The 25,711-nt window shown below is 37.8% G+C and carries 16 protein-coding genes; 11 read left to right on the top strand and 5 right to left on the bottom strand.

Annotated elements, in window-relative coordinates; all coding sequences use genetic code 11:
- The first annotated feature begins 4 nt into the window (after positions 1–4).
- Both HXT55_RS03320 and dnaG read left to right on the top strand, forming a co-directional pair.
- Positions 5–1,288, top strand: a complete 1,284-nt coding sequence (locus HXT55_RS03320; RefSeq protein WP_004117726.1) for a deoxyguanosinetriphosphate triphosphohydrolase — start codon at positions 5–7, stop codon at positions 1,286–1,288.
- A 66-nt stretch (positions 1,289–1,354) separates the two neighbouring features.
- On the top strand, positions 1,355–3,457 hold the full coding sequence (gene dnaG / locus HXT55_RS03325) for a DNA primase (protein WP_004117727.1): 2,103 nt from the start codon (positions 1,355–1,357) through the stop codon (positions 3,455–3,457).
- 178 nt (positions 3,458–3,635) lie between these two features.
- Here dnaG and HXT55_RS03330 read toward each other — a convergent pair whose 3' ends face one another.
- Together HXT55_RS03330 and HXT55_RS03335 are read right to left on the bottom strand one after the other, a co-directional pair.
- Positions 3,636–4,886: an AGE family epimerase/isomerase gene (locus HXT55_RS03330; RefSeq protein ID WP_004117729.1), complete on the bottom strand. Its 1,251-nt coding sequence runs from the start codon at positions 4,884–4,886 to the stop codon at positions 3,636–3,638.
- Positions 4,887–4,971: 85 nt separating this feature from the next.
- Positions 4,972–6,291, bottom strand: coding sequence for a glycoside hydrolase family 125 protein (locus HXT55_RS03335; RefSeq protein ID WP_004137984.1), 1,320 nt, complete (start codon positions 6,289–6,291; stop codon positions 4,972–4,974).
- A gap of 324 nt (positions 6,292–6,615) precedes the next feature.
- Here HXT55_RS03335 and HXT55_RS03340 point away from each other — a divergent pair, with 324 nt between their 5' ends.
- The 6 genes from HXT55_RS03340 to HXT55_RS03365 all read left to right on the top strand — a co-directional run bounded on the left by HXT55_RS03340 (position 6,616) and on the right by HXT55_RS03365 (position 15,895).
- Positions 6,616–9,741, top strand: a complete 3,126-nt coding sequence (locus HXT55_RS03340) for an alpha-mannosidase (RefSeq protein WP_004138074.1) — start codon at positions 6,616–6,618, stop codon at positions 9,739–9,741.
- A 356-nt stretch (positions 9,742–10,097) separates the two neighbouring features.
- Entirely contained in the window at positions 10,098–11,381 is a 1,284-nt protein-coding gene (locus HXT55_RS03345; RefSeq protein ID WP_004120793.1) for an ABC transporter substrate-binding protein, read from the top strand.
- Entirely contained in the window at positions 11,378–12,394 is a 1,017-nt protein-coding gene (locus HXT55_RS03350) for a carbohydrate ABC transporter permease (protein WP_004114968.1), read from the top strand. The genes HXT55_RS03345 and HXT55_RS03350 overlap by 4 nt, the downstream gene beginning before the upstream one ends.
- A complete protein-coding gene (locus tag HXT55_RS03355) occupies positions 12,394–13,236 on the top strand; it encodes a carbohydrate ABC transporter permease (RefSeq protein ID WP_004114971.1) in 843 nt (280 codons plus the stop codon). The genes HXT55_RS03350 and HXT55_RS03355 overlap by 1 nt, the downstream gene beginning before the upstream one ends.
- A 90-nt stretch (positions 13,237–13,326) precedes the next feature.
- Positions 13,327–14,616, top strand: a complete 1,290-nt coding sequence (locus HXT55_RS03360) for a glycoside hydrolase 5 family protein (protein ID WP_004114973.1) — start codon at positions 13,327–13,329, stop codon at positions 14,614–14,616.
- Positions 14,617–14,788: 172 nt separating this feature from the next.
- Positions 14,789–15,895 (top strand): LacI family DNA-binding transcriptional regulator, encoded by a 1,107-nt coding sequence (locus tag HXT55_RS03365; protein WP_004138026.1) that lies wholly within the window; start codon positions 14,789–14,791, stop codon positions 15,893–15,895.
- Between the two features lie 89 nt (positions 15,896–15,984).
- Here the strand turns inward: HXT55_RS03365 and HXT55_RS03370 are convergent, their stop codons facing one another.
- Positions 15,985–17,928 carry a beta-N-acetylhexosaminidase gene (locus HXT55_RS03370; protein ID WP_421792482.1) on the bottom strand — a complete coding sequence of 648 codons (1,944 nt, stop codon included), beginning with the start codon at positions 17,926–17,928 and terminating at the stop codon, positions 15,985–15,987.
- Between the two features lie 66 nt (positions 17,929–17,994).
- On the bottom strand, positions 17,995–19,134 hold the full coding sequence (locus HXT55_RS03375) for an ROK family protein (RefSeq protein WP_004114978.1): 1,140 nt from the start codon (positions 19,132–19,134) through the stop codon (positions 17,995–17,997).
- Between the two features lie 277 nt (positions 19,135–19,411).
- Between HXT55_RS03375 and HXT55_RS03380 the strand changes: the two genes are divergently transcribed.
- Complete coding sequence (locus HXT55_RS03380; protein ID WP_004113565.1) at positions 19,412–20,368, top strand: ROK family protein; 957 nt, start codon at positions 19,412–19,414, stop codon at positions 20,366–20,368.
- Positions 20,369–20,529: 161 nt separating this feature from the next.
- Here the strand turns inward: HXT55_RS03380 and HXT55_RS03385 are convergent, their stop codons facing one another.
- The gene (locus HXT55_RS03385; protein ID WP_004117736.1) at positions 20,530–22,245 is read right to left on the bottom strand and encodes an acetolactate synthase large subunit; all 1,716 of its coding nucleotides are present in this window, start codon (positions 22,243–22,245) and stop codon (positions 20,530–20,532) included.
- A gap of 277 nt (positions 22,246–22,522) precedes the next feature.
- Between HXT55_RS03385 and HXT55_RS03390 the strand changes: the two genes are divergently transcribed.
- Together HXT55_RS03390 and HXT55_RS03395 are read left to right on the top strand one after the other, a co-directional pair.
- On the top strand, positions 22,523–23,716 hold the full coding sequence (locus tag HXT55_RS03390; protein WP_004113569.1) for an SLC13 family permease: 1,194 nt from the start codon (positions 22,523–22,525) through the stop codon (positions 23,714–23,716).
- A gap of 391 nt (positions 23,717–24,107) precedes the next feature.
- Positions 24,108–25,493: a PTS ascorbate transporter subunit IIC gene (locus HXT55_RS03395; protein ID WP_004113572.1), complete on the top strand. Its 1,386-nt coding sequence runs from the start codon at positions 24,108–24,110 to the stop codon at positions 25,491–25,493.
- Positions 25,494–25,711: the final 218 nt, after the last annotated feature.

Raw genomic sequence — 25,711 nt, forward strand, 5'->3', positions numbered from 1 at the left:
TTTAATGTGTAACGATGTGATTACTTCCGATAACGAAGTTGTTGGCGAATACAGCTTGCACGATACTGAGAGATGGGCTAGCGAGCCTCACCACACGCGCGCTCGCACTCCGTTTGAACGAGACAGAGCCAGAATAATCCACTCTTCAGCGCTTAGAAGACTCGGCGCTAAAAGCCAAGTGCTTGTAGCAGGTTCCGACGATTTTGCTCGAACGCGCTTAACGCACACGTTGGAAGTTGCGCAAATTGGTCGCCAGATTGCTTCGATGCTTGGCGCGGATCCAGATGTTGTAGATTGTGCTTGCTTAGCTCATGACTTAGGTCATCCGCCTTTTGGTCACAATGGCGAGCGCGCGCTTGCTCAAATCGCCAGCAATATTGGTGGTTTTGAAGGAAATGCTCAAACTCTTAGACTTTTAACGCGTTTAGAGCCTAAAGTTTTTAGAGAAAATGGCGCTAGTGCAGGAGTAAATCTTACGCGTGCAAGCTTGGATGCTGCTGTTAAATATCCTTGGGGTTTTGATGAAGCAAAAGCGCACGATAAAGGCGAGCGTGACCTAAAATTCTGCGTTTACCCAGACGATAGGGAAGTTTTTGATTGGCTAAAGTCTGGCTCTCCTCGCGAATTAAAACCTATGGAATGCCAGATTATGGATCTTTCCGATGATATTGCGTACAGTGTTCACGATATTGAAGACGCGATTGTGACTGGCGCTTTTAATACGGAGCTTGTTTGGGATTCAAGCGTTGCGGATCAAGTTGTTCAAGAAGCTCATAATTGGTATGGCAGCCAGTGGGATGCGGATAGTCTTTTGGCGGCTTTTAAGCGTTTGCGCGCTCTTAACATGTTCCCCGATTCTTATGACGGTTCTAGAAGGTCTCTCGCTCACTTAAAGAATATTACTAGTGCTTTAATCGGCAGGTTTGCAAGCTCAGTTGAGAGAGCAACTCGAGAAAAATATGGGAGCGGTGCTTTGATTCGCTACCGCGCAAATGTTGTTATTCCGCCAGAAACATCTTACGAGATAATCGTTCTTAAAAGCTTGGCTGTGCATTTTATAATCCAACCTAGAGAGCGCGAGTTTTATAAGCGTGAGCAAAAGATTCTAACAGATTTGGTTGAAGTTTTTATGAGCAAGTCTCCAAGAGCGCACGATGCTATGGAAGCTGTGTTTATAAGTGATTGGAATACTTGCTCTAGCGAAGGCGAGCGTTTAAGAGTTGCGATTGATCAAGTTGCAAGTCTTACAGATGGATCGGCTACAGCTCTTCATGCCGCTTTGTGCTAAATCAACGCTTTTACGCTTTTATGAATAGAGTGTCTATAGCCTTCGGCTTGCGATAAGCTAGAGATTATGGCTGGAATGATTGTAAAAGAAGACGTTGAGCGTGTGCGCGCTGCTGCAGATTTGTACGATATTGTATCTGCAACTGTTACGCTTAAGCCTTCTGGGACGGGTACTTTTGTGGGGCTTTGCCCGTTTCACGATGAAAAAACGCCTAGTTTTAGCGTTCGTCCAGGCTTAGGTGTCTGGCATTGCTTTGGTTGCGGTGCTGGTGGAGATGTTTTTAAGTATGTTGAGCAAAAAGAAAACATTGATTTTCGCGAGGCAGTAGAACTGTTGGCAGATCGATACCACGTTGAAGTTCATTATGACCAATCGCAAGCTGGTAAAGATAGTGCTCACGCAGGTTCTAAGCGTGCTCGTCTTATAGAAGCAAATGAGGAAGCTCAGCGTTTTTTCGTGTCCCAAATCAACTCTAAAGAAGCAGCTCCAGCTCGTAGTTTGCTTGCTGGCCGTAATTTTACTCAAGCGCAATGTGAACGTTTTGGTTGCGGATATGCGCCGAATAGTTGGGATACTCTAGTTAGATATTTGTCTAATAAGGGTTTTACTCGTCAAGAATTATTGGACGCAGGTTTAGCGCGCCAAGGTCAGCGCGGAATTTACGATTATTTTCGAGGCAGATTAACGTGGCCTATTCGCGATTCTACAGGCAGAACTTTGGGTTTTGGTGCTAGAAAGCTTTATGACGACGATTCTATTAGTGCAAAGTACATTAACACTCCAGATACTGTGTTGTATAGAAAAACGCAGGTTCTTTATGGAATTGATATTGCTAAGTCGAATATTGTTAAAAAGCGTCAAGTTGTGATTGTGGAAGGCTATACGGATGTTATGGCTTGCCATTTAGCTGGTGTAGATACTGCTGTTGCAACTTGTGGAACGGCTTTTGGTGCGGAGCATGCGAAGATTATTCGCCGTCTTATTGCAGACGATTCTTTGGGAGCGATTCAGCTTGTGGGGCCTGTAAAAGTAGAAGGTCAAAAAGTTAGTTCGCGTATTGTTTTTACTTTCGATGGAGATGCTGCAGGTCAGAAAGCTGCGTTACATGCTTTTGGCTTAGATTCAGCGTTTTTAACACAGACTTTTGTTGCTGTTGCAGATAACAATTTAGACCCTTGTGATTTGCGTATTCAAAGGGGAGATGAGGCTGTTCGATCTTTGATTGCGCGCGCTAATCCTCTTTACGATTTTGTAATCGACACTGTTATTCGTAAGTTTGACACGTCTTTTGCAACAGGGCAGATGGGTGCTGTTAAGGCGGTTGCTCCTCTTGTTGCGCAAATTCGAGATAGGTCTTTGTTGGACTTGTACACTAGGAAAGCTGTTAGAAATATTGGTGTTGATTTAGACGTTATGCGTAGGGAAGTGGAGTCTAATAGAAGGCGATTGCATGTTATAGACGATGACGCTTATTCTAAAAGCTATTCTTCTATCGTTTCCGCGGATTCTCGCGTATTTGATCAGCGTTCTCAAAGCATGAATGAAGCTGCTATAAAAACAGCTATGCTTAGAAGCGCGTACAAAAATCAAAGTTACTATAAGGTTGACGATTCCGTGTTTATGTGTGAGCAGCAATTTATGGCTGTTCTTATGCAATCTCCTTTAGCGTTTAACAGTCAGCTTTTTGCGCAGCTTACTTTGAATAATTTTATTACGCCAGTTTTTAGAACGCTTTTTCAGGCTTTTGTGGCAGCTGGGGGATTGCCTACTTCAAATGTAAGTCAAGGATTATGGCTTCATATTATAACTAAAGCTGCTGGCCCTATGTTAGAAGGTGTTATTAACGAGCTTTCTGTAATGCCTCTTCCATTGTCTTTAAGCAAGGGCTTAAGTAGCGCTTCTTCGCTTAACTCGTCGGTTGCTTACGACTATGGCGGCGAAGGCACTAAAGGCGGACCATCTGATCTTTTGCGCGTTCCTAGTGAAGAAGAGCAAAAGTACGCAAACGAGTTGCTTATTAAGCTTTTAGACGTTGGTTTTATGCGAAAAATCGGAGCTTTTAAAGTTCGTATGAGTAAGCTTCCTGATTGTCAAGAAAAGCTTACTCTTTTAGGTCAAATCACTAAAATGGAAAGCGCTCGAAAAGACCTTCAGTCGCAAATTCTATAATGTGTATCAATATTGTATTTACGTCCTAATGCTGTTTACTTTACTTTTTAACGTTTCTTATTTTCATATTTTCATACGTATTTGTGGAATATTTGGAGTGTATGTGATGAAATAATCCACACTGCAGATTTAATTGCAATGTGGATTATTAAATTAATAAATTAACAATATTTTATTATTAATCAAGTTGCTCTCTGTATATAGCACTTGCTATAGAACACGTCGGATCTATAAATGGAATCAGAGTGGATTGGAAAGCATGATAAGCGTCTGATTTTCCTGGCCATACAGTATTTAAAACATTGTTTTTATCATCGAGTTGATGGAACCACGAACCGTTAGAATGATCAATGACTGAGTAGTCTAGATATTTGCAGAATTCTTTATACCAAGTAGCATATTGCTTATTTTTAGTGATTCTGTAAAGCGTTGATGATGTATTAATGGCTTCTGCTAGTGTCCAATGCATACGGTCGTGGACTATAGGCTTTCCATTCCAATCTGTTGTGTATACGATACCTGGTTGCCCATCGGCATTCCATCCATCTTTTAATGCTTGGTTAAACAAATTTTCTGCAGCGTTTAATGCTTCTCTTCGCTGTTTGCAATCTTCCTTATAGTAACTGTATGCCCATTGGAGTATTAATCTTGACCATTCGATTCCATGACCTGGTGTTGCACCGTATGGTTTAAATTGGTCATCTTTTTTGTCTTTATTATATTCTAAGTCTGCTTGCCATTGATCGTTGAAATGTTCTGGTATTCGCCAATTGTTGTTAGATGCCCAATTGATTACGTGGCTGATTATGCGCTTTGCGCGTTCTCTATATTTTTCATCTCCTGTGCTATCAGCTACTGCAAGAAATGCTTCTGTTGTATGCATGTTTGCATTAAGCCCGCGATAAGAATCAAGCTTATTGAAGCTTGTATCCCATGTGTCTACTGTTAAACCTATTTCATTATTCCAGAAGTACTTATCGAATACTTTTAATGCATCTTCTAATAGTTGTTTTGCTCGTTCATGTCCTGCTAGTAGTGCGCTTGATGCGGCTAGTATGACGAATGCGTGAGTGTAACAAATTTTGTCTTTTTCAGGTTCTTTGTTCCAACTTACTTGTGGATACCATCCTCCGTGTTCGTTATCGTGTAAAGGACCTAATAGTCCGTCGAGTCCTCGTTCAACAAGTTGATTCGCTTTTTTGTATCCTAACATTTCTCCTATTGAGTAAACATGAGTCATTCGTGCTGTAATCCATGTTTGTACTCCGCGTGTTTTATCTAGTGTTCCGTCTGTGTTGAGCCATCCTGACCCTCCTATTGGTGCTGGGAAGTTTTTTGCGAAATCAAGTAATTGTTTTGTTTGTTCTGCCATGAATATTCTGTTGGCTTGTGTGCCAAACGTATATTTAGTTGTTTCAAAATCTTGCATTATTGTCCTTTCGTAGATTGTAATTTTAAAATTGAATCAACAGAGTCATTTGTTATTTAAATCTGTTGACGAGAGTTTAAAATTTTTAGATTTTTATGTTGAATCCGTAATAATTAAGCAGAAGCTCGCAGAACATCATATTTGCCCAAGAGAACCATGGTCTTGTGAATTGTGTAGAATCGTCCACATTTATTCCCTCATGCATCATATGAGTGCCAGCATCTATGTTTACAAGCGTATTGAGGATTTGTTCTTTTTCTTGTTTGTTGTTTGTTGTTAATCCCTGTATACATAATGCGATTGGCCATATGTAGTTTTTAGGTGTATGGTTGGATCCTATTCCTTGTGCTAAAGATCCTCGGTAGTAGTATGGATTTTCTTCGCTTAGAATTGTTTCTCGAGTAGCCAAATAGGTTGGATCGTCAATAGCACAATATCCAAGATATGGCGCCGATAATAAACTAGGAACATTGCTATCATCCATTATTAATCTATTTCCTAGTCCGTCTACTTCGTAGGCCCAGATTTCTTTCCCTTCTATATTGGTGCATTTTCCGTATTCTATTAATCCTTTTTGAATATCGTTACATAATTTTTCTGCCTTCTGCTTGAGATCTTTACTTGGTATTACATAGGTAAAAATCTTTTGTAAATAGTCGAGTATTACTGTTGCAAACATGTTTGCTGGTACTAGATAGTGGTATGTGCATGCATCATCGCTTGGACGGAATCCAGACCACACCATTCCAGTATTTTTTATTGCTGTTCCGCGTCCATTGTTGATTAAGGATTCTGTAGGTATGTCGCAATTTCGTGTAAAGAAATATTGCGAATTTGCGTGGTCTTGTTCAGTTTGAAGTGTGTTCAAGATCGTTTTTGCTGCTTGAATGAATGATGAATCAAAATGATCTGTACGGTTTGTATTAAGGTAAAAAAGCCATGCTAATTGTATTGGGTAGCATAAAGAGTCCAACTCAAATTTTCTTTCCCAAACCCATGCTGATGAAAAGTTGGATTTGTCGCTAGTGTCCCAATGTGCGCCGTTCGGTTCTTCGTTGAAAGCATTGGCATATGGGTCTATGTTTATATAAATGAATTGTTGTTTTAAAACGCCTGCTATTGTGTTTGCAATGTTGGGGTCGTTTTTCGCTAAAAGAAGGTAGGGGCGTATTTGTGCGCTTGAATCACGTAGCCACATTGCTGGTATATCTCCTGTTATAACAAATGTGGTGTTGTTTTCGTGAGTGTTCAATGTGCGAATCCATGTATTAGTTATTGCACATTCAAATGTTTCCGCCCATTTTTTATTTTTAATCCCACAGCATTCGTATATTTTGCCTATCAATCCTTTTATTGATATGGGAAGCATGTTCTTAGGTGTGCAGCTGTTTTGAATAAGTTCCATGTTCAGCCCTTCAGTTTAAAAATCGAGATGTAACCTGTATTTTTTGTAATTACATATGCTTATTTTCTTTGTATTATCTCTTCAATTATGTCTACCTTCATTGGTGTACTAAACCAGTTTAGTTCATTGTTGGAAAATAGAAAAGAAAATAGTAGTTAATTTCTAAAATTCATTGGTATGTTTGAAGACACGCCGATAAGTCCAAAGGTGTACAATGATGCAATGTGAACAAACTAAAGCGCTTTAGATTATTATGATTTATAAATAAAACATAATAATCAATAAACGCACTAATTGTCGTAAACTTCGAAGGAGAGGTTGCCAATGTTCTTATTGCCAAAGCAGCAGCTGGATCGTTGTAATCGTGTAATGCAGCAGCGAGTAAAGCCATACATTCATTCTGTTGTATCGCATTGTAATTTGCGTTCTTATGATATTCCAGGAGAGCCTATTCCTGCTGACTCTTTTATTAAACAAGTGAAGTCTGGATTGATCGATTTTACTCCATTTAACGTTCCTGGTGTTTGGGGAACAACTTGGGGCACAACGTGGTTTGAGATATCAGGGTCGATTGATCTTTCAAAGGTAAAGGGTCGCAAAGTTGAGCTAAATGTTGATCTTGGATGGCTTTCTTCGCGTGGCCCTGGTTTTCAATCAGAAGGATTGGTGTATCGTGCAGACGGTACCGCTATAAAGACTGCTAATCCTCGTAATTCTTGGATTCCATTAATTGATTCAGATGGGACTAGTAATATCGATCTGGATGACGATGGTAATTTTATTCTATACATGGAAGCGGCATCAAATCCATATGTTGAAGGACCTACTCCATTTTCTCCTACTGATTTAGGTGAGTGTGCGACTGGAAATACAGAATGCCAATATATGTTGAAATATGTTGACGTTACCGTTTTTAATCGTAATATTTTTGATTATTATATGGATCTTGAGACTGTAAGTTCTTTGATGCGAGAATTGAATGATGATAATCCGCGTTACTGGAAACTAGCTAAAGCTTTACAGCGCTCCTTAAATGCATATGATGAACATGATTCTTCTACTGTTCAAAATGCTCGTAATATGTTGTCTAATGTATTAAGTCAGCCCGCGGCGGCAAGTTCTCTAAGGCATATTGCTGTTGGACATGCTCATATTGACTCAGCATGGTTGTGGCCTGTGCGCGAGACGCACAGGAAAGTTGCACGCACAGTATCTAACGTTTTAGCTCTTATGGATGAGGATCCTGATTTCACTTATGCTATGAGTTCTGCTCAACAATATGAGTGGCTGGAAAACGAACATCCTGATTTGTTTGAGAGTATGAAAAATAGGATTAAGGAAGGACGTTTTATACCTGTTGGAGGTATGTGGGTTGAGTCCGATGGTATGATGCCGTGCGGTGAATCTTTGATTCGCCAAATGACTTTTGGTAAGCGTTATTTTAAAGAGCATCTTGGTGTTGAGCCGCATGGAATTTGGCTTCCAGACAGTTTTGGTTATACTGGTGCATGGCCTCAACTCGCTCGTCGCGCTGGTTTTGATTGGTTTTTAACTCAAAAGATTTCCTGGAATGATACCACTAAATTCCCTCATCATTCCTTCCTTTGGGAGGGAGTGGACGGGTCTAGGATTTTAACTCATTTCCCGCCATCTGATACATATTGTTCTCCTGTGAGCATGCATGAGTTGATTTATTCTCAGCGCAATTTCTTGGATAAAGATTTATCTGATCATGCAATATTGTTGTACGGTTTTGGTGACGGTGGTGGCGGACCTACTCGTGAAATGACTGCTCGTATTAGGCGCGATCGTAATCTAGAGGGTGCTCCTAGAATTGATTTCGGCACTCCTGATGAGTTGTTTGAAAAAATACGCGAAGATATTGTTGATGATTCAAATGGTGATACACCAGTATTCAAGGGTGAGCTGTATTTAGAGTTGCACAGGAAAACTCTTACTTCTCAGCAAGATATGAAGCGTTATTGCCGCATGGAGGAATCATTGTTGCGTGTGGCTGAATATCTTGTTGTTTTAGCTCGAGTGTATGCGCCAGAATATCGTTTCAATAACGATGAGCTTACTAGAATTTGGAAGACTTTATTATTGAACCAGTTCCATGATATTCTTCCAGGTTCTGCTATTGCATGGGTTTGTCGTCAAGCTAGAGAGGAATATCAGAGAGATATTGCTAGGTTACATGAGCTTATAGATGGTTTAGTCAATGCAATACATGATGTTAACCCTACGATGAAGTTGCTTCGAAATGCGAAAATACTTACGTATGATAGTTCTAGAAAAGGTTTATGGTCACTTTCTAGTGCTGAATCGCATGAACAATTAAAAGCGAAAGAGACGGAAATTCATCAGGGTGATGATGGGATTGTAGAATTAGTTAATAACAGATTGCATATTACTGTTCAGACTGATGGGACTATAACTTCTATTAAGGATATTGCGTTAAACCGCGAACTTATTCCTAGCGGCTCTAGAATGGGGCGTTATGAGCTTTTGAAGGATCAACCATTCCATTGGGATGCGTGGGATATTCAGCGTGATGCATTTTTGACTAGTTCTCCTATTGATGACTCGTCAATTGAATCTGTAAGTCATCTGGAAACTGGTGGAGCTATTGTACAAACTGTTGCTCGTCATGGTTCTGTTGTGATTCATACCGCTATTACTTTGCAACCAGATTCGAAGAATGTTGATTTTAAGGCAAATGTTGAATGGCGTACGTCTGAGCAGTTCCTGAAAGTTGATCTCCCATTATCTGTGTGTAGTATGAAAGCCCAGTATGAGTGCCAGTATGGCTTGGTTGAACGACCAATAGCAAAAAATACTCGTAGCGATGATGCGAAATTTGAAAGTTGCACTCACCGTTTCGTACGTGTTTCTGACTCGTCCTATTCTTTGGCTGTTGTGAATTCGTCAACTTATGGTTCTGATGTGAGTCCAATCTGCAAAGATGATATGCTATCGTCCAATGGAACTATGGTTCGTCTATCTTTGCTCTCGTCTCCTTTGTATCCAGATCCGCATACTGATCAGGGTTCACATGAATTTGCTTGGTCTGTGGTTGCAGATGCTGATGTTGATAGTGTTCTTGAGCAATCTTCTAGACTTAATTCGCCTGTTATACATGAGTTGCCTGATATTTCATCTATTATTTCGTTGTTGAATGTCAGTGGCTCTATTGTAATCGATTGGATTAAGCTGGCTGATGATTGTTCTGGAGATATTATTGCTCGGTTTTATGAAGCATCTGGTGGATGTGCATATGGTGATATAAGTCTCTCGAAAGATATTTCTAACTGCCAATTGCAGGAGGTTGACCTTATGGAAGAGCCTAAAATGCATGGCATGAATCATGGTTTGTATTTTGAGGACAATTCATGGCATGTGTCGCTTAAGCCGTTCCAGCTGTGTACTATTCGTATTCATTGTGATTAGTACTTATAGTAGTTCGTATTTATTGGGATTGGTGGTATAGGTGGATAATTACATGTCTATGTAATTATTTTGTGATTATGATTGTGTGGCAAATGGTGGATTCTGTTTGTCACACAATCATATGATTCTGATTAATATATAAATCTTTTATAAAAATATTGAATTGTTAAAGGAGGTGTGTTACTTTAATAACTAAAGCGCTTTAGTTAAGCTGGTGATAATTTGATTTACGCTAAGTCTTGAATAGAGTACTTCTAATTAAAATCTCGAAGCTGAGGTGTGGATATCCCTTTTTTAAGGTGTATCTTAGTGTCTTTTACTTGAAGATTGAGTTTATTCATAGAAAGGAAAAATGTATGTTTTCAATGAAGAAAATCGCTGCCATTGTAGGCTGTGTCTCCATGGCCCTTGCTGCAACAGCATGTGGAAGCGCGAATAATGCCAATGGAGTAAAAGAGATTACTTTCCAAACATGGAATCTTAAAAACGAAAAGTATACTCCATACTTTACCTCTCTTATTTCCGAGTATGAGAAATCCCATCCTAATGTAAAGATTAAATGGGCTGATCAGCCATCTGATGGTTATGAGGATAAACTCTCAACTCAGGCTGCAGCCGGGGAACTTCCAGATATTGTTGATGGTCCAAGCTCTATTCTTTATGGCTTAGCAAAAGCTGGTGCTTTAATTAATCTTTCCAAGAAAGCACCTGAATTGAAGAAAAAGTATTATGAAGGTGCATGGAAATCCTCAGTACTTAAAGGAAATGGTATTGAAGAAGGTTCTTACGGAGTTCCATGGTACGTTAACGATGGTCCAACATATTGGAATACTGAGTTAATGCAAAAATGTGGTCTAGATTCTAAGAAGATTCCTACTACTTGGGATGAATACTTTGCTGCAGGAAAGAAAGTTGCAGCCACTTGCAAAGGTGTTTACCTTGGTACAACAATGGGCAGCAATACTGAAGATTATGTCACTGCTGGTGCACAAATTTTGAATAAAGATCACACCAAGTATATTTTCAACAGTAAAGCTGGGGTAAAGCAATTGCAGAACTTTGTTGATTTGTACAAAGAAGGTGCTATCCCGCCTGAGGCTTTGAACTCTTCTTGGAGTCAGCAAGCTGATTTCTTCCAGAGAGGTAACTTAGTTACTATGGGTGGTTCTGCATACTCTGCTGATGGATTTAAGAAGAATGCTCCTGACTTGTATCCTAAGTTGGACGTTGGTCCTCGTATCACTAACGATGGTATTTCTGCTTCGCTTTCTTTCGAACTCCTTGGAATTAGTTCAAAGTCTAAGTATCCAGATGAGGCTATTGATTTTGCACGTTTCGTTACCAACGTTAAGAATCAGGTTGATTTTGATAAGAAGGCTGCTGTGTTCCCATCTGCAAAGGGCGGGCTTGATGATCCATACTTCAGTAGCTTAGATGACCACACTCTTGAAGGTAAAGCTCTTAAGATTACTCTTGATCAGGTTAGGAGAGGATATTCTTCTCGACCAGCAGAATTTACAGATGCTAATGGTTATGGCAACCTTCAAGCTCAGGCAGCTTTAGCTATGCAAGGCAAGCAAACCGCAAAAGAAGCGCTTGACAAGGCTGCTAAGTTTGCTACCGAAAGGCTACAGCGTTGAGTAATAAGAAACTCTTCGCCAATGGTGAGTCAGAGTCGAATTTCAACTCTGACTCACCTAGGACATTGCAGAAATTAGGCGAATTGGTAAAAAAGCAATGTCATAAAATAGATAAAACTAGCAATGCTGGTAGAAAGAGAAGTATTTTTAAGATTTTAGCTCCATATTTGTTTGTTCTCCCAGCATTTTGTATTGTTTTTGTATTCATAATAATTGCGGCGTTGCATACTTTTAAGCTTGCTTTTACTAATGCTACTTTATTAAGCGATGGGCATTTTGTGGGTTTAGATAATTTTGTCAGATTATTTAAGGACGAATATTTCGTAACTGCATTAATTAACTCATCGTTGTATGTAGTATGCGTGGTTCCTTTTATGGTTATTCTTCCTTTGATTCTTGCGAATCTGGTAAAAGGAAATTCACGTATTATGGGATTTTTCAGAACATCATTCTACATGCCAGTTGTAATGTCTGCCGTAGTAGTTGGTATGATTTGGACGAATCTCTTAGATTCTAGTGGATTAGTGAACTCGGTTTTGAAAGCAGCACATATAATAGATAGCTCAATACCATTTTTGACTGATCGTTGGGGAATTTTATTTAGCTCAATGTTTGTTACTATATGGTTAGGTTTAGGCTATTACATGGTAATTTATTTGACTGCGCTGGCAAATATTAATAAATCTTTGTATGAAGCTGCAGATCTTGATGGTGCTGGAGCAATACGTAAATTTATTTCAGTTACTATGCCAGGGGTACGCGGAACGATGTGGTTAATTACTATGCTTTCAACGATTTCCGCATTTCGCGTGTTCAATGAAGTCTATGTGTTGACCAATGGAACAGCTGGTCCTGGTGGAATGGATATAACAATGTCCATGTTAATTAAGCGCGAAGGTACTGGAATATATGCTCGTACTGGTTATGCAAGCGCTATATCTTTAGTTGTTCTTGTAATTGTTAGTACCTTCATAATTATTCAAAGGTTTATTGAAAAGCGAGGCGAACGTTAATGAAACAACGACATTCTACAAGGGTAACTATTGTTAAAACGTTTCAATACGTCGTATTGATTTTGATGTTCTTGCTTCTTGTTGGTCCATTTGTTTGGGAATTATCTCTTTCCTTTAAAGGAAGGGGAGATAACGTTTATGCTGTTCCTCCGTATTTAATACCAAAGACACCAACATTGGATAATTATCGGTCTGTGTTTAAGCAAGTACCAGTTTTTAGGTATATTATTAACACTTTGATTGTTGCTGTTATATCTATCGCAGGTAACGTAATTTTTTCCACAATGGCAGGATATGCACTTGGACGTCTTAAGTGGAAAGGGCGTAGTCTGGTATATTCCATATTTATTGGGACTATGGTTATACCTCTTGAAGGTGTTATGATTTCGCAGTTCATCATTATACGTAATATGAATTTGCAGAATACGTTGCTTGCTGTTGCTCTACCAGGGTTGTGTGGTGCAATAAATATTCTGTTGATGACTAATGCATTTAAATCAATTCCTAAAGAATTAGAAGAATCAGCTATGGTAGACGGTGCTAATTTGTGGCAGAGATTCTTATATATTTGTGTTCCTCAAGTTAAAGGAACTATGACAGTTATTGGTATTTTTGCATTCGTTGGATCTTGGAATGACTTCTTGTGGCCGTTAATAGTGATTTCGGATGAGAAGCAGTACACACTTACTTTGGGAATGAATAGATTAAAAGGTATGTTTATTCAAGATCCAAGACTTATTGCAGCTGGTGCATTAGTTTCACTTATTCCAATAATAATAATGTTCTGCTGCTTCCAGAAGTACTTCTTCCGTGGTCTTGAACAGGGTGGAATTAAAGGATAATTTGTTCGTTATTGAATCAATTTATAACATCAGTTTAAGTCAGTAATGACTTACAACAATGTTGTTGTTAGTAAAAAAGGATAATTGGCAATGAGATTTGGAGTAAATTACACGCCTTCACATGATTGGTTTCATGCTTGGCTTAATCCGAATTGGGAATCTATTAGTAGTGATTTTAAGCAAATTAGTTCTCTCGGCTTAGATCATGTGAGAATTTTTCCAATATGGCCATATATGCAGCCTAATCGAACGTGGATTAATCGTAAAGCTCTTGACGATTTACGCAAAATGGTGCATATAGCTGGCGATAATGGTTTAGATGTTTATGTTGATATTTTGCAAGGTCATTTATCTAGCTTTGATTTTTTGCCTTCTTGGATAGTTACTTGGCATTCTGGAAATATGTTTGTAGATCCCGAGGCAGTAAATGCTGAATGTAACCTTATTCGCGCAGTAAATGATGAGCTTGCAGAGGAGAGTGCGTTTAAAGGTTTGACGCTTGGCAATGAAGTTAATCAGTTATCTGATGATCCTCATCCTACAAAAATGAATGCAACTTCTGCTCAGATTGATACTTGGCTTGATACATTGCTTTTTTCGGCTAAGCAAAATGGAAGAATATCATTATGCAGTGTTAATGATGGTACTTGGTTCATTAATAATCATCCATTTACTCCTATGCAGTTAGCTAATAAGGGAGATATGACTGTTGTTCATTCATGGATTTTTAATGGAATGGCGCAGGGTTATGGATCTACTAGCGAAGAATGTGCATCTTATGGTCTATATTTGTCGGAGCTTGCACAAGCTTTTGCGATGAACGCGAATAGAAGGGTTTGGTTGCAAGAAATAGGAGCTCCAGAAAACGTGTTAGACCATGATTCTGTACCTGATTTTTGCAGAAAGAGTATAGAATATGCTTTAGATTGCCGAAGTATGTGGGGAATAACATGGTGGTGTTCGCATGATGTTCCTAAGAGTATGTCTGATTTTCCTGAGTTTGAACACTCTCTCGGTCTCTTTGATGAAAGCGGGAAGATAAAACCAGCTGGAAATATAATTTCGGAATTTGCTGCTGAATATAAGAATTATTCTTGTATCGACAATGTTAAGAATAAGAATGTTGCCATTGTTGTTCCAGTTGATTGTGATGGTAATCCAACGAATCGTAGTTCTTGTGGTCCAGGAGGTTCAATATGCGATTTGTGGATGAAATCTCAGATGCAAGGTTTAAGACCAACGATTATTACGTCAAAGATTTCTGAGGATAAAGATAAGCTGTCTGCTCTAGGTATAGATACGTTACTTAAAGAGGATAAAACATATTCTTGTAGATTCTATACTGCTGTATCAGATTCATCTATTGAAGAAAATTTGTAAGCTTTATTTATTTCAGTTGCATTTTGACTAGTATATTACTGTCCTTTAGTGCAAATACTATAGAATAAGGCTAGAGCCCATAAAATTTCGGTTCTGCTTATTTTTGTATACTTTGCGTGTATGTGATTTATGTCTTACTGCATCATTGTAGTTAAATAATTGGAGATAAGTTATGGACTCTGATTCCAACTGTTGTTGTGAGCATTCAAAGCAGAAACAGCTTCGCATTAGTTTGAAAGACATTGCTTCTGAGCTTGGCATTTCGCAGACGGCTGTGTCTTTTGCTATTAATGACAAGCCTGGTGTGTCTGCTGAGACTAAAAAGAAAGTTAATGAAGCTGCAATGAAGTTGGGTTGGAGACCAGTCTATGCTGCTCAAGCTTTGGGTTCTTCTCGCACAATGACTATTGGATTTGCTCCGACTAGATCTTATGATGAGTTAAAAGATGAATCTTTTATGCTTCATTTTATGGCAGGGGCACAAGCCTCATTAAGTAAAAGACGGTATGGATTATTGTATCAGCCATGCTCTTCTATGAAGGAAGAATTGGCAACATATGAGGATTGGGCATCTAGAAAACGTGTGGATGGTGTTATTCTTGTAAATCTGCAAGATAATGATCCTCGTCCAGCTAGATTGAAAGAACTTGGTCTTTTTGCAGTGCTTGCTGGAGGTCCAGTAGACAGTGATTGGTTGTTGTCGCTTTCGATTGATGATTCGCAAGTTATGGGGTGTATTCTCGATAATTTATTAGAGTCAGGACATAAACGTATAGCTTATATATCTGGAGACTCCTCGCTTATGTACAGTAAAGATAGGCAGAAGTCGTTCCAAATGTTTGCTGCAGAAAAAAATCTTGATAAGATATGCGTTGAATATACTGGGTTTAAGCCAGAAAATGCTGCTAGGATAACTATGGATTTATTGAATCAAGAAGATCCTCCTACTGCGTTTATTTATGAGACTGAGATTTTAGCCATAGCAAGTTTGAAAGCTATGACGGAGTATTTAATAAAGCGAGATTATGAAGAGAACACTCTGTACGATCATAGATATTATCCATATAAATTGCCTGCTATAGTAAGCTTTGAGGATAGTTTTATATGCGAATCTTCATATCCTTCTATAACTTCTGTTCAACGAGATGCTAGCGAATATGGTTCAAAAGTGGCAAATTTGTTGTTAAAAGTTATAGATGGTGAGAATGTTAAAGGTGATAGAAAGATTCTCACACCACGTTTAGTTTTGCGAGACAGTACGTTGTTGTACAAAAGATAATTCTACAACACGTTGATTTTGGAACAATTTCGTAATCTACAGAGTAAAGTAACTATTGTTTCAATATTCTTTCTAAATATATACTTTTCTCACATCCCTAGTATTTTTATATACCAATCCAATACTTCTCGTATCCTGTACAAGTCTGCCGTTTTACCTATTGATTCCCAACGATTTTGATATTGTGTGAACCATTCGTTCAAATTTGTTTTAAAAGATTTTGCTTCAGCTAGAGTAAATCTCTGGTTTAGTATGTACAACCCTAATTGGTTGAGCAGTTGTTGACCTTGAATGTTTAAAATGCTAGTGCTTATAAAATCTTTGTTTATATTTTCACAGTTTATATTTTCGCTGCAAGCATTTATATCGTAGATGCTCTTTGAGCATTCTGATAGAGTGCGATTATATTCTTTAGCATTTAATATTTGTGCTTCTCTTTCATTTAAGAATCGTCTTCTTGCTTGTTCTAGGGAAGTGTTTTTTGGATATCCTAATGAAAATAGTACATCCTCGTTTGCTATATTTTCGTTATTGTATTCAAGTTCTTTGAATTGTACAGCGTCAGACCAGCTGAATGCTTGTGCATGAGACGCTTGTTTAATAATGTTAAGTAAGTTTGAGTTTGTTCTGTTAGCAAATACATTACTTACCTTGTTTATTAAATCTTTTTTTGCAATATTATTAGATTTCCAAGCATATTCCGATGATATTATTACATACGGAAGTGAGAGTATTGGATCGTTTATATGTCCATAATCTCCCCAATCAGTTAACAAAAATCCTAATACATGATTTTTGTGCCCATATTCACATGTTTTGGATATGTTACTTATAGCAGAGTCAAAATCTGGTATAAGCCTATTCCAAGATTGTGTGCCAGGGCATACGTATTGATCGCGATTCTGACTTTTTATTAGTTTTATATTGTTTTCATTCACGTTTGCCGAGTAATCCCAATTTGCAAAAATAACATTTTTTGGAATATCAGCTAATAACTCTGGGTGTTTTATTGCAATATCAGCATACATTATTGGCTGCAAATCTAATTCGTGTAATTTTTCACATAGCTTTTTAATATAGGACAAATAAAGATTTGCCACTCCTATTTTTTCAGCAACATTTTTACTTTCACCGCATCCAAGGTCAAAGGTCTCATCGGCGCCAATATTAAACTTATTAGATTTAAATAGTGATGCATAATCTTTAATCCTTTTAGATATAAACGGTATAGTGTTAGGATTAGTGGGATTTAGAGTATGATGCATCATTCTTTCAACAAAACTGAAGGGTCTTTCTGATTGTTCTGGGAATTCACCAAGCTGTTTATATGAGTTACTTCTTAGTATTTCATACATGTGTCCAAAAGTTGCAAGTGTTGGAACGAGTTCTATTCCTCTTGCATAGCAGTATTCATCTAGATCGATAATCTCACTACAAGTTAATGGTGAATGTCCAATCCAGGATTCAATTGTGTCATCTAAATCGATAACATGTTCTACGTATAGTTGAAGTTGATTATATTTGTATAGACTTAACTGGTCTACTAAAGTTTTTAACCATGAAAGTTTTGGCACTCTTCCTCTTGAAACATCATAAGAATATGCTCTTACAGGTATTTCTGGAAAGTCTTGAATTTGTAATGATGGCAGTATTAGACCATATTGCATAATTAGTTGTCTTATAGTTTGTATTGCAAAGCATATACTCGCTATGCTCCCAGCTTCTATGCTTATAAGTGTTTGATTGGTCGAGATTTTAGATGAAATTTTATATTCTTGAATACGTAGATTTTTGTTAATAGCTGCCGATATAGCGCTTTTATATCCTTCTGAGTAGCTAATGCTCCAGTTGCAATTGTGATTGTTTTTCAAATCTTCACATAGCTGTTTTGCTGCTGTAGTTATTCTTAAGTCTGGTTTAATATTTATGAAACTAATATGACTTGATTGTGGAAGCGTAATAGTATCTTTTGCGTATATTGATATGTTTTGTGGTGAAGGTATTATTTCGGTATTTGAATTGTCGATTTTCATTTTGTGCTTCTTTGCTACTAGTTTTTACATTAATTTTTTGTTGATTGCTTCTTTGCTTTTTATATCTTAGAGATTCATGATTCTATTTTGAATTACTGATATACATTCTCCTATAAGAGTTATGTCATTGTTGCAAGTGCATCTTCTTACTGTACAAGGATGTTTTGGACTGTATGGACCATATTCTTGTATTGCTTTTTCTGTAGAGCTTATAAATACCTTATTTACAATGTCGGATGGTCCATAAATTACCACGTCTGTTAGGTCTAAAAGATTAATTGTTGTTGTGAGAGCTTTTCCTAAATAATTACCTGCCTCTGCTAATATATCTTCTGGTTTTCTATTTGATGTAAACATTTTTCTATGCAGTGTTTCCGCGGAAATATATGTTTCTAAACATCCTTTTTTGCCGCATGAACAATCTGGTCCTTGCGGATCTACTGTAATATGACCAATTTCTCCTGCAGAATTATTTATTCCAGTGATAATAGCATCATTTATTAATATTGATGCGCCAACACCTAACGATAACTGTATAAATATTGTATTTGGTACGCCGTTGCCGAAGAATCTTTCGGCTAGTAATGCGCTATTCGTGTCATGATCAACGATAATTGGACAATTAAAATGCTTAATCAACTCTTCTTTAATGTTTATATTTTCCCACTGAAGATTCGATGAGCGAACTACTCTTCCTTCATCGTCTACGATCCCAGGTACAGCAATTCCTATTCCTAGTATGTGATTATTTGAATTATTTATTAGAGTTTTGCAAACTTCTATGATTTTTTCACAGTTCGCATCTGTGCTTTTATATAACGATATTTCCGATCTTTTTAATATATCTCCGCACAGATTAACAACAGCGCCTTGTATGAGACAAGGTTGTGAAAGATCTATAGTTATAATGTTCCAATAGTTTGCGTCTACTTCGAGTAGTGTACCTTTTTTACCTCTTTCTATTTTTGACTCTTGACCACTTTCTACTAATATGTGGTCTTCAAGCATTTCGTACACGACGGTTGAAATAGATGCTTTTGATAATTTTGTTTTTCTTACGAGCATAGCTCTAGAAAGTATTTGTTTTGGGAATAAATAGTTGAATATTAGCATTCTGTTATTTATTCTTGCGTCGGCAGGTATGGTTTTTTGAGACACTGTCATTAATTGATTAATCATTGGCTTCGCTATTGTTTTTATGCTCATGTCGTCGTTCCACTTTTAATGCCCATTGTTTTATACATGATATTCTATCAGATAAATATATAGTTTGGAATATATACTAAAACATGTTTTTGTAAAATATTTTCTAATTTTATTTTTTATATATGAAATATTAGGGCTATAGATTCCTTTATTTTTCAATGTTTTTATTAAATATATTAGATAGTCTTGCATTTTTATCTTTTAGTGCAATAATTGTACTTAATTGGTTTAATAGGGTTCAACTTCAAAGCAGAAGTATTTTTCTAAGGAGTTTATTATGACGCACAGCACACCGTCGCGTATAAGCATAGGGGTAGATGTAGGTGGAACAAAAGTATTATGTGCAGCTTTCAATACTAATAATGAACTGATTGCGCATTCTCAAGTTTCTACCAAGCAAGGTGAAGTAGAGATTGTCGATGAAGTGTGCAAGCTTATTTCTGAAGTGATTAATCAAATTATCCTAAAATATGGCAATGATACTAAATTCACTATAGGAATTGGTGTGCCTGGTTTAGTTAATCAACATACTGGGCAAGTATCTGAATCAGTAAATTTGGGATCTCATAGTATAGATTTTAAGACTGAAATACGTAAACGTTTTGGATTGAATTCTGTAATAGATAATGATGTTAATGCTGCAGCATTCGGTGCATATAATTATTATGGTTCTGATTCTAGTAGTTTAGTGTTTTTGAATTTAGGTACTGGAGTTTCTGCGGGAATTATCATTAATGGCTCTATTTTCCACGGCTCCACTGGTGTGGCTGGAGAAATAGGTCATATAGTTGCTGATACGCAGGGCAGGGATTGCCCATGTGGACAGCGTGGATGTGTAGAAACAATAATCTCTGGAACTGGTTTATCTAAACTTTGGCCAGCAAAGAATGAGTATCCTATTGCGTCTTTGCTGCGCAATGTTTCTGCTAAAAATAAAGAAGCTGAAAAAGTATGGAATAAGTTCATTTCCACCTTAGTTAGTGCACTACAGATTATTACAGTTACTTTTGATCCAGAGATTATTGTTATTGGTGGAGGAGTGAGTAAAACAGGAGCAATTTTATTACAAGGCGTAAAAGAATACATTTGTAGACTTGAACAAAAATCGTCATTTTTGTCCTCACTAAAAATACCAGATCGTGTAGTGATTGCAAATCAAGAAGTGTTCTTTGGTGCGTTAGGAGCAGCTCTTATTGGCAGACGCTACGATGATAAAGCAAAGGAGGAAAATTAAATATTTAAACCGTGTCGTAAAAGTATTATAAAAATCTCCGCATTGCATTTATTCTTCAGAAAACTACCTTTAACTATCTTTAAATTGGCAGATGATAACTGAATTAATGCAAGTGCGGAGATTCTTCTTATGCAATTAGCACTCTAGTTGTCACAATCAACCTAGTTGCCAAAATCAATGTCTCCAAGCTTTTCAATAAGCTTCATGTTTTCGCTATAATCCACTGGGCAAGCTATAACGTCAACGCCGCTTTCTTGTTCCAAAGCTTCTTTAAGCATGTTGTATAAGTCTTCTGGCTTTTGTACAACATGGCCTCTAGCTCCAAAGCTTTCTGCCAATTTTGGAACATTTGGATTAGTAAAATCAACGTATTCGTGTTCTCCAGCGTGTAAGTCCATCTTCCACTTAATCAATCCGTAAGCGTTGTCTTCCCAAACTAGAACAACCATTCTAGAACCCACGCGAACAGCGGTTTCAATCTCTTGAACATTCATCATAAAGCTGCCGTCGCCCATAACAGCAAGAACAGGCTTTGTGTTGATTTTTCCACTATTATCTTTAATAAACGATGCTCCAACAGCTCCAGGCAAAGTCCAAGCCATTGTAGAAAGGCTGTTGTCTATAATGCACGTATTTGGATGCATTGTTGGGTAAAGCCTTGCCATCCACATTTTTAAAGCGCCCGTATCTACAAGAACCTTGGTTCCTTCTGGAACAGCGCGCCTAGTGTCGTATACAACACGCTGTGGTTTCATAGGAATACTGTTATCGTTTTCAAACGAACGTAGCTCGTCTGTAATCATTTGACGAATCTTTGGGTGAGTTACATCAAAAGTAATGTTTCTATCCTTAAGAACATTTGTAAGAGTTTTAAGAGTCTGACCAATATCTGCCATAATGTTTAGGGCAGTAGGGTAGTGTGCGTCTGTGTCTTCAACAAATGTGTTTATGTGAATAATAGTCTTGTCAATATTTGGATTAATCTTCTTAGGGTCAAACTGTTGTATAGAGAATCCAACAGCAATAATCAAATCTGCTGTATCGAAAGCAAAATTCTCATAATCCCTATGCATGAATCCGACTACGCCAAGAGCATTAGGGTGATTATCTGGGAACACGCCTTTGCCTTCAAATGTTGTTGCAACTGGAACATTAAGCTGTTCTGCAAAAGCGCGTAGCTGATCTTGAGCATGGCTTCGTGCAACTCCGTTTCCTGCAAGAATAATCGGCGTTTTTGCTTGGCTAATGATTTTAGCAGCTTCGTCAATAGTATCTGGAGCGGGAAGGATGTGCAGAGGTCTTGGAAGTGGAAGTGGCTTTGCGTTTTCTGGAACGCTCATTTCGCTAATGTCTTCTGGGATTACAAGGCAGGTTGCTCCTGGACGCTTTCTTTGAGCGATTGAGAAAGCTTTACGAACCATTTCTGGAGCAGTGCTTGGAGCTAACATCATCGAAGACCACTGAGTAATCGGTTGGAACAATGACACCAAATCAATGATTTGGTGGGATTCTTTATAAAGACGAGATACGTTTCCTTGAGCGCATATTGCAACAAGCGGGGTCGTGCTTGCGTTTGCCTGAGCCACTGGAAGAGTAAGATTTAATGCTCCAGGTCCAAGCGTTGCTAAGCACACGCCTGGCTTTCCCGTAATATGAGCATAAGTTGCGGCCATAAAACCTGCACCTTGCTCGTGGCGAGTAAGCACAAAGCGTATGTTTCCATTTCGTTCAATTGCTTCTAAAAGCGGAATATTTTCTTCGCCTGGGATTCCAAAAACAACTTCAACGCCTTCATTTACAAGGCATTCTACAACCAAATCCGCTGTGTTTCTTTTATGATTGTTTTGTTTTGTTTTCTGCAATTCTTCGTTTGCCATAATTGCGCTTCTCGCTTTTGCTTTAAGTTGTTTCAGCCTTTAAGCTTAAACTTCAAGACTTCTTTTCCATTTATAATATAGTCTTCTACGACATGCGCCCATTTTGCGCGTGTCATAAAAATGGGCGGATTTTTGCCTATTCGCTTTGTGGCAAAACTAAAGCTCTTTTAAGACAATATGCCTTGTTATTTCAACGATTTTGTCGGGAATTTTTGCCCCTTTGGATTGGGTTTCTTATACAATTGAACGAGTTGTGTATTTTTGTCACGGAGGAACGATGAGGCGCTGGCTTCTGAATTTGGTCAAGTGTGAAACCATCCTTATTGTGGCCGCCGTTTTAGCTGTTATTTCTTGCTTTTTCGTTCCACCAGATGCGCAATATTTTAGCTACATTCACGTAAACACTATTTCTCAACTTGTTTGCTTAATGATGGTTGTTTGCGGATTCCAACGAATAGGCGTTTTTAGAAGCATTGGCGCGAATCTTCTTAGAAGAGTTAGGACTGAGCGCGGATTAGTTCTGGTTCTTATGTCTCTAACGTTTTTCTCAGCGATGCTTATAACTAATGATGTTGCACTTGTAACTTTTGTTCCTTTTGCGATTTCTGTTTTGATGATGGCGAATGCAGAAAAGCACGCAATTCTTGTTGTGACTTTAATGACGATTGGTGCAAACGTTGGAAGTATGCTAACTCCTATTGGCAATGCGCACAATTTGTATCTTAAAGCGCTTACTAGAATGTCTACTGGTGGATTTCTTTCCATTATGGCTCCGTACACGCTTACTGCTGCGATTCTTATGATTGCGTTTGCGTTTGTGTTCTTTAGCTCTAGAAAAGTCGATCAATTTGAGGGCTTGCATGGAGATGACATTGAACAAAGTGTCTTGGCTCCGCACTCTAAATCACCTAAACCAGATGAGATTCGCGTTATGGGTTACGGTGTTGGTTTTACTCAATGGCGAGTTATTGTTTATAGTCTTTTATTTGTTTTGTGCTTGTGTGGAGTAGCTGGCTGGATTCCAGACTGGATTATGGTTTTGGCAGTTGTTATTGCCTTTATTATTTGCGATTCGCATGTGTTCCGCGCTCTAGACTGGGCTTTGCCTCTTACATTTATAATGTTCTTTATTTTTATTGGAAACATGCGTAGGGTCCCAGGATTTACCGAGATTGCACAAATGTGGGTTGGCTCTCATCCTATGGAAGTTTCGGTTGTTTCTAGTCAAATGATTAGTAATGTTCCAACTACTATCTTACTTTCAGGCTTCTGCGACCAGTGGAAGATGCTTATTATTGGTACTAATCTTGGCGGTATGGGAACGCTTATTGCGTCTATGGCATCTTTGATTTCATACAAGAGTATTACGCATAAGTATCCTCATAATAAGGGTCGCTATTTGCTTATGTACACAATTGTGAATCTTCTTTTCTTGGCTGTTTTGATTGGTTTAGCTTGGATTATTGAGTAGTGTTTTTCTGGCTTTTTGCGTGATTTTTGCATTGTGGGTGTGTCTTTTATTGCAATTATTGTGATTATTTTCACATATTTTTACGTTATTCTGCAATGAAATGCTAGTAAATTTCAGATTATTTGCGATTTTGTTGTATTATTTTCTATTAAATCGCAATTATGCTTAATAATTTTCATTTTATTTAAAATATATACGAAAATCATCAAAAATTGAATATAACATTATAACAAATTTATGTCTTGGCTTATCCATTATTATGGCTTCTTGCACTAAGTTAAGTTTGGGCAAAAGACTTTTGGCATTAATTACATTTTCTCTCTTGTAATTTTGTAAATTATGCATGCCAAAATCAGCTCACATATTAATAAAAATATATAAGGAGAGAACTATGAACGGTGTTCTGTCTATACTGCTAGATGTTTTTAGACAACCATCTGTAATAGTTGCAATGATTTCTCTAATTGGTCTTGCAGTACAAGGCAAAAAGATTTCCGACATAGTACAAGGCTCTATTCGTACAATGATTGGTTTCTTAGTATTGGCAGCCGGATCTGGAGTAGTCACTGAAGCACTAAATCCTTTTGGGAGCATGTTCCAATATGCGTTCCATGTTCAAGGCGTAGTACCAAATAATGAAGCTATAATCGGTACAGTTCTTATGAAGTATGGATCAGAAGCAGCATTAATCTTCTTCTTTGGAATGATTGTTAACATTGTTTTATCAATAACATCTAGATTTAAGTTCATTTACTTAACTGGTCACGTTGCATTCTATATGGCAAGTATGCTCGCAGTAATCTTCAATGTCGCAGGTTTTAATACTCTAACCGTTATTATTCTCGGATCATTCGCTCAAGGTTTACTTATTACGATTTCTCCAGCATTGGTTCAGTCATTTATGCGCACTGCCTCCGGCAAAGATGATGTTGCACTTGGACATCCTACGAGTAGTGGAGTTCTTATTGGAACTTTGATTGCAAAACTTACAGCTTCTAAAAAGCATCCGTCTAAGTCTACTGAAGATATTAAGTTCCCAGCTGCTCTTGGATTCTTAAAAGATACAACTGTTCTCATTGCACTTTCAATGGCAATTATCTACGCTGTTGTAGCACTTTTTGCGGGGCCGCAATATATTGAATCGCATTTATCTAATGGGCAAAACTTTATTGTGTTTGTTATTCTTAAGGCTGCAATGTTCTCTGCAGGCGTTTTCATTATTCTTGCAGGCGTACAGGTTGTTTTAGATGAGATTGTTCCAGCATTTAAGGGAATATCCGAAAAACTCGTTAAAAACGCTAAACCAGCATTGGATGCTCCTATGACTTTTGGTTTTGCTCCAAACGCTGTTCTTATTGGATTCTTGGCAAGCTTTGCTGGCGGAATTGTTGGAATGGTTATTATGGCTTTGGCTGGCACAACAGTTGTTATTCCAGGAATTGTTGCGCACTTTATGGCTGGTGGTGTTACTGGCGTATTTAGCAACGGCCAAGCTGGTAGAAGAGGCTGCGTTGTAGGCGGTTTTGTTAATGGTATTGTTATTACATTCTTGCCGTTACTTCTTTTGCCTGTTTTGGGTAATCTTGGTTCTGCAAACTCCACTTATTCAGACGCTGATTTTGGTGTAACTGGAGTTTTTCTTGGTTACACGAATGTTGCAGGAGGCAAAATCGTAAGTATTATTGCAGTTGTAATATCTTATGTTCTTTTCTACGCGTCTTCAATATTGTTGACGCGCAGAGAAAATAGTAAAGTCAAATATGCAATTGAAAACTAATACAATTGTGAAGAGTTATTGTAGAAATTAAACTTAAATCACAATTAAAAATAGAAACGATAAGTCTAAAAGGTTATGATCTTGAATTTGCGATTAAATAGCAACTTTAATCAATAATTTAAGATTGTAGCCTTTTGTAGTATAGGCACGCCTTAATCGTATATTGGCATAATATACTGATACTATGTAACTGTTGTGTGTTTTGAAAGCAAATTTGT

This window comes from Gardnerella sp. KA00718 (assembly GCF_049244285.1).
Lineage (GTDB): Bacteria > Actinomycetota > Actinomycetes > Actinomycetales > Bifidobacteriaceae > Bifidobacterium > Bifidobacterium vaginale.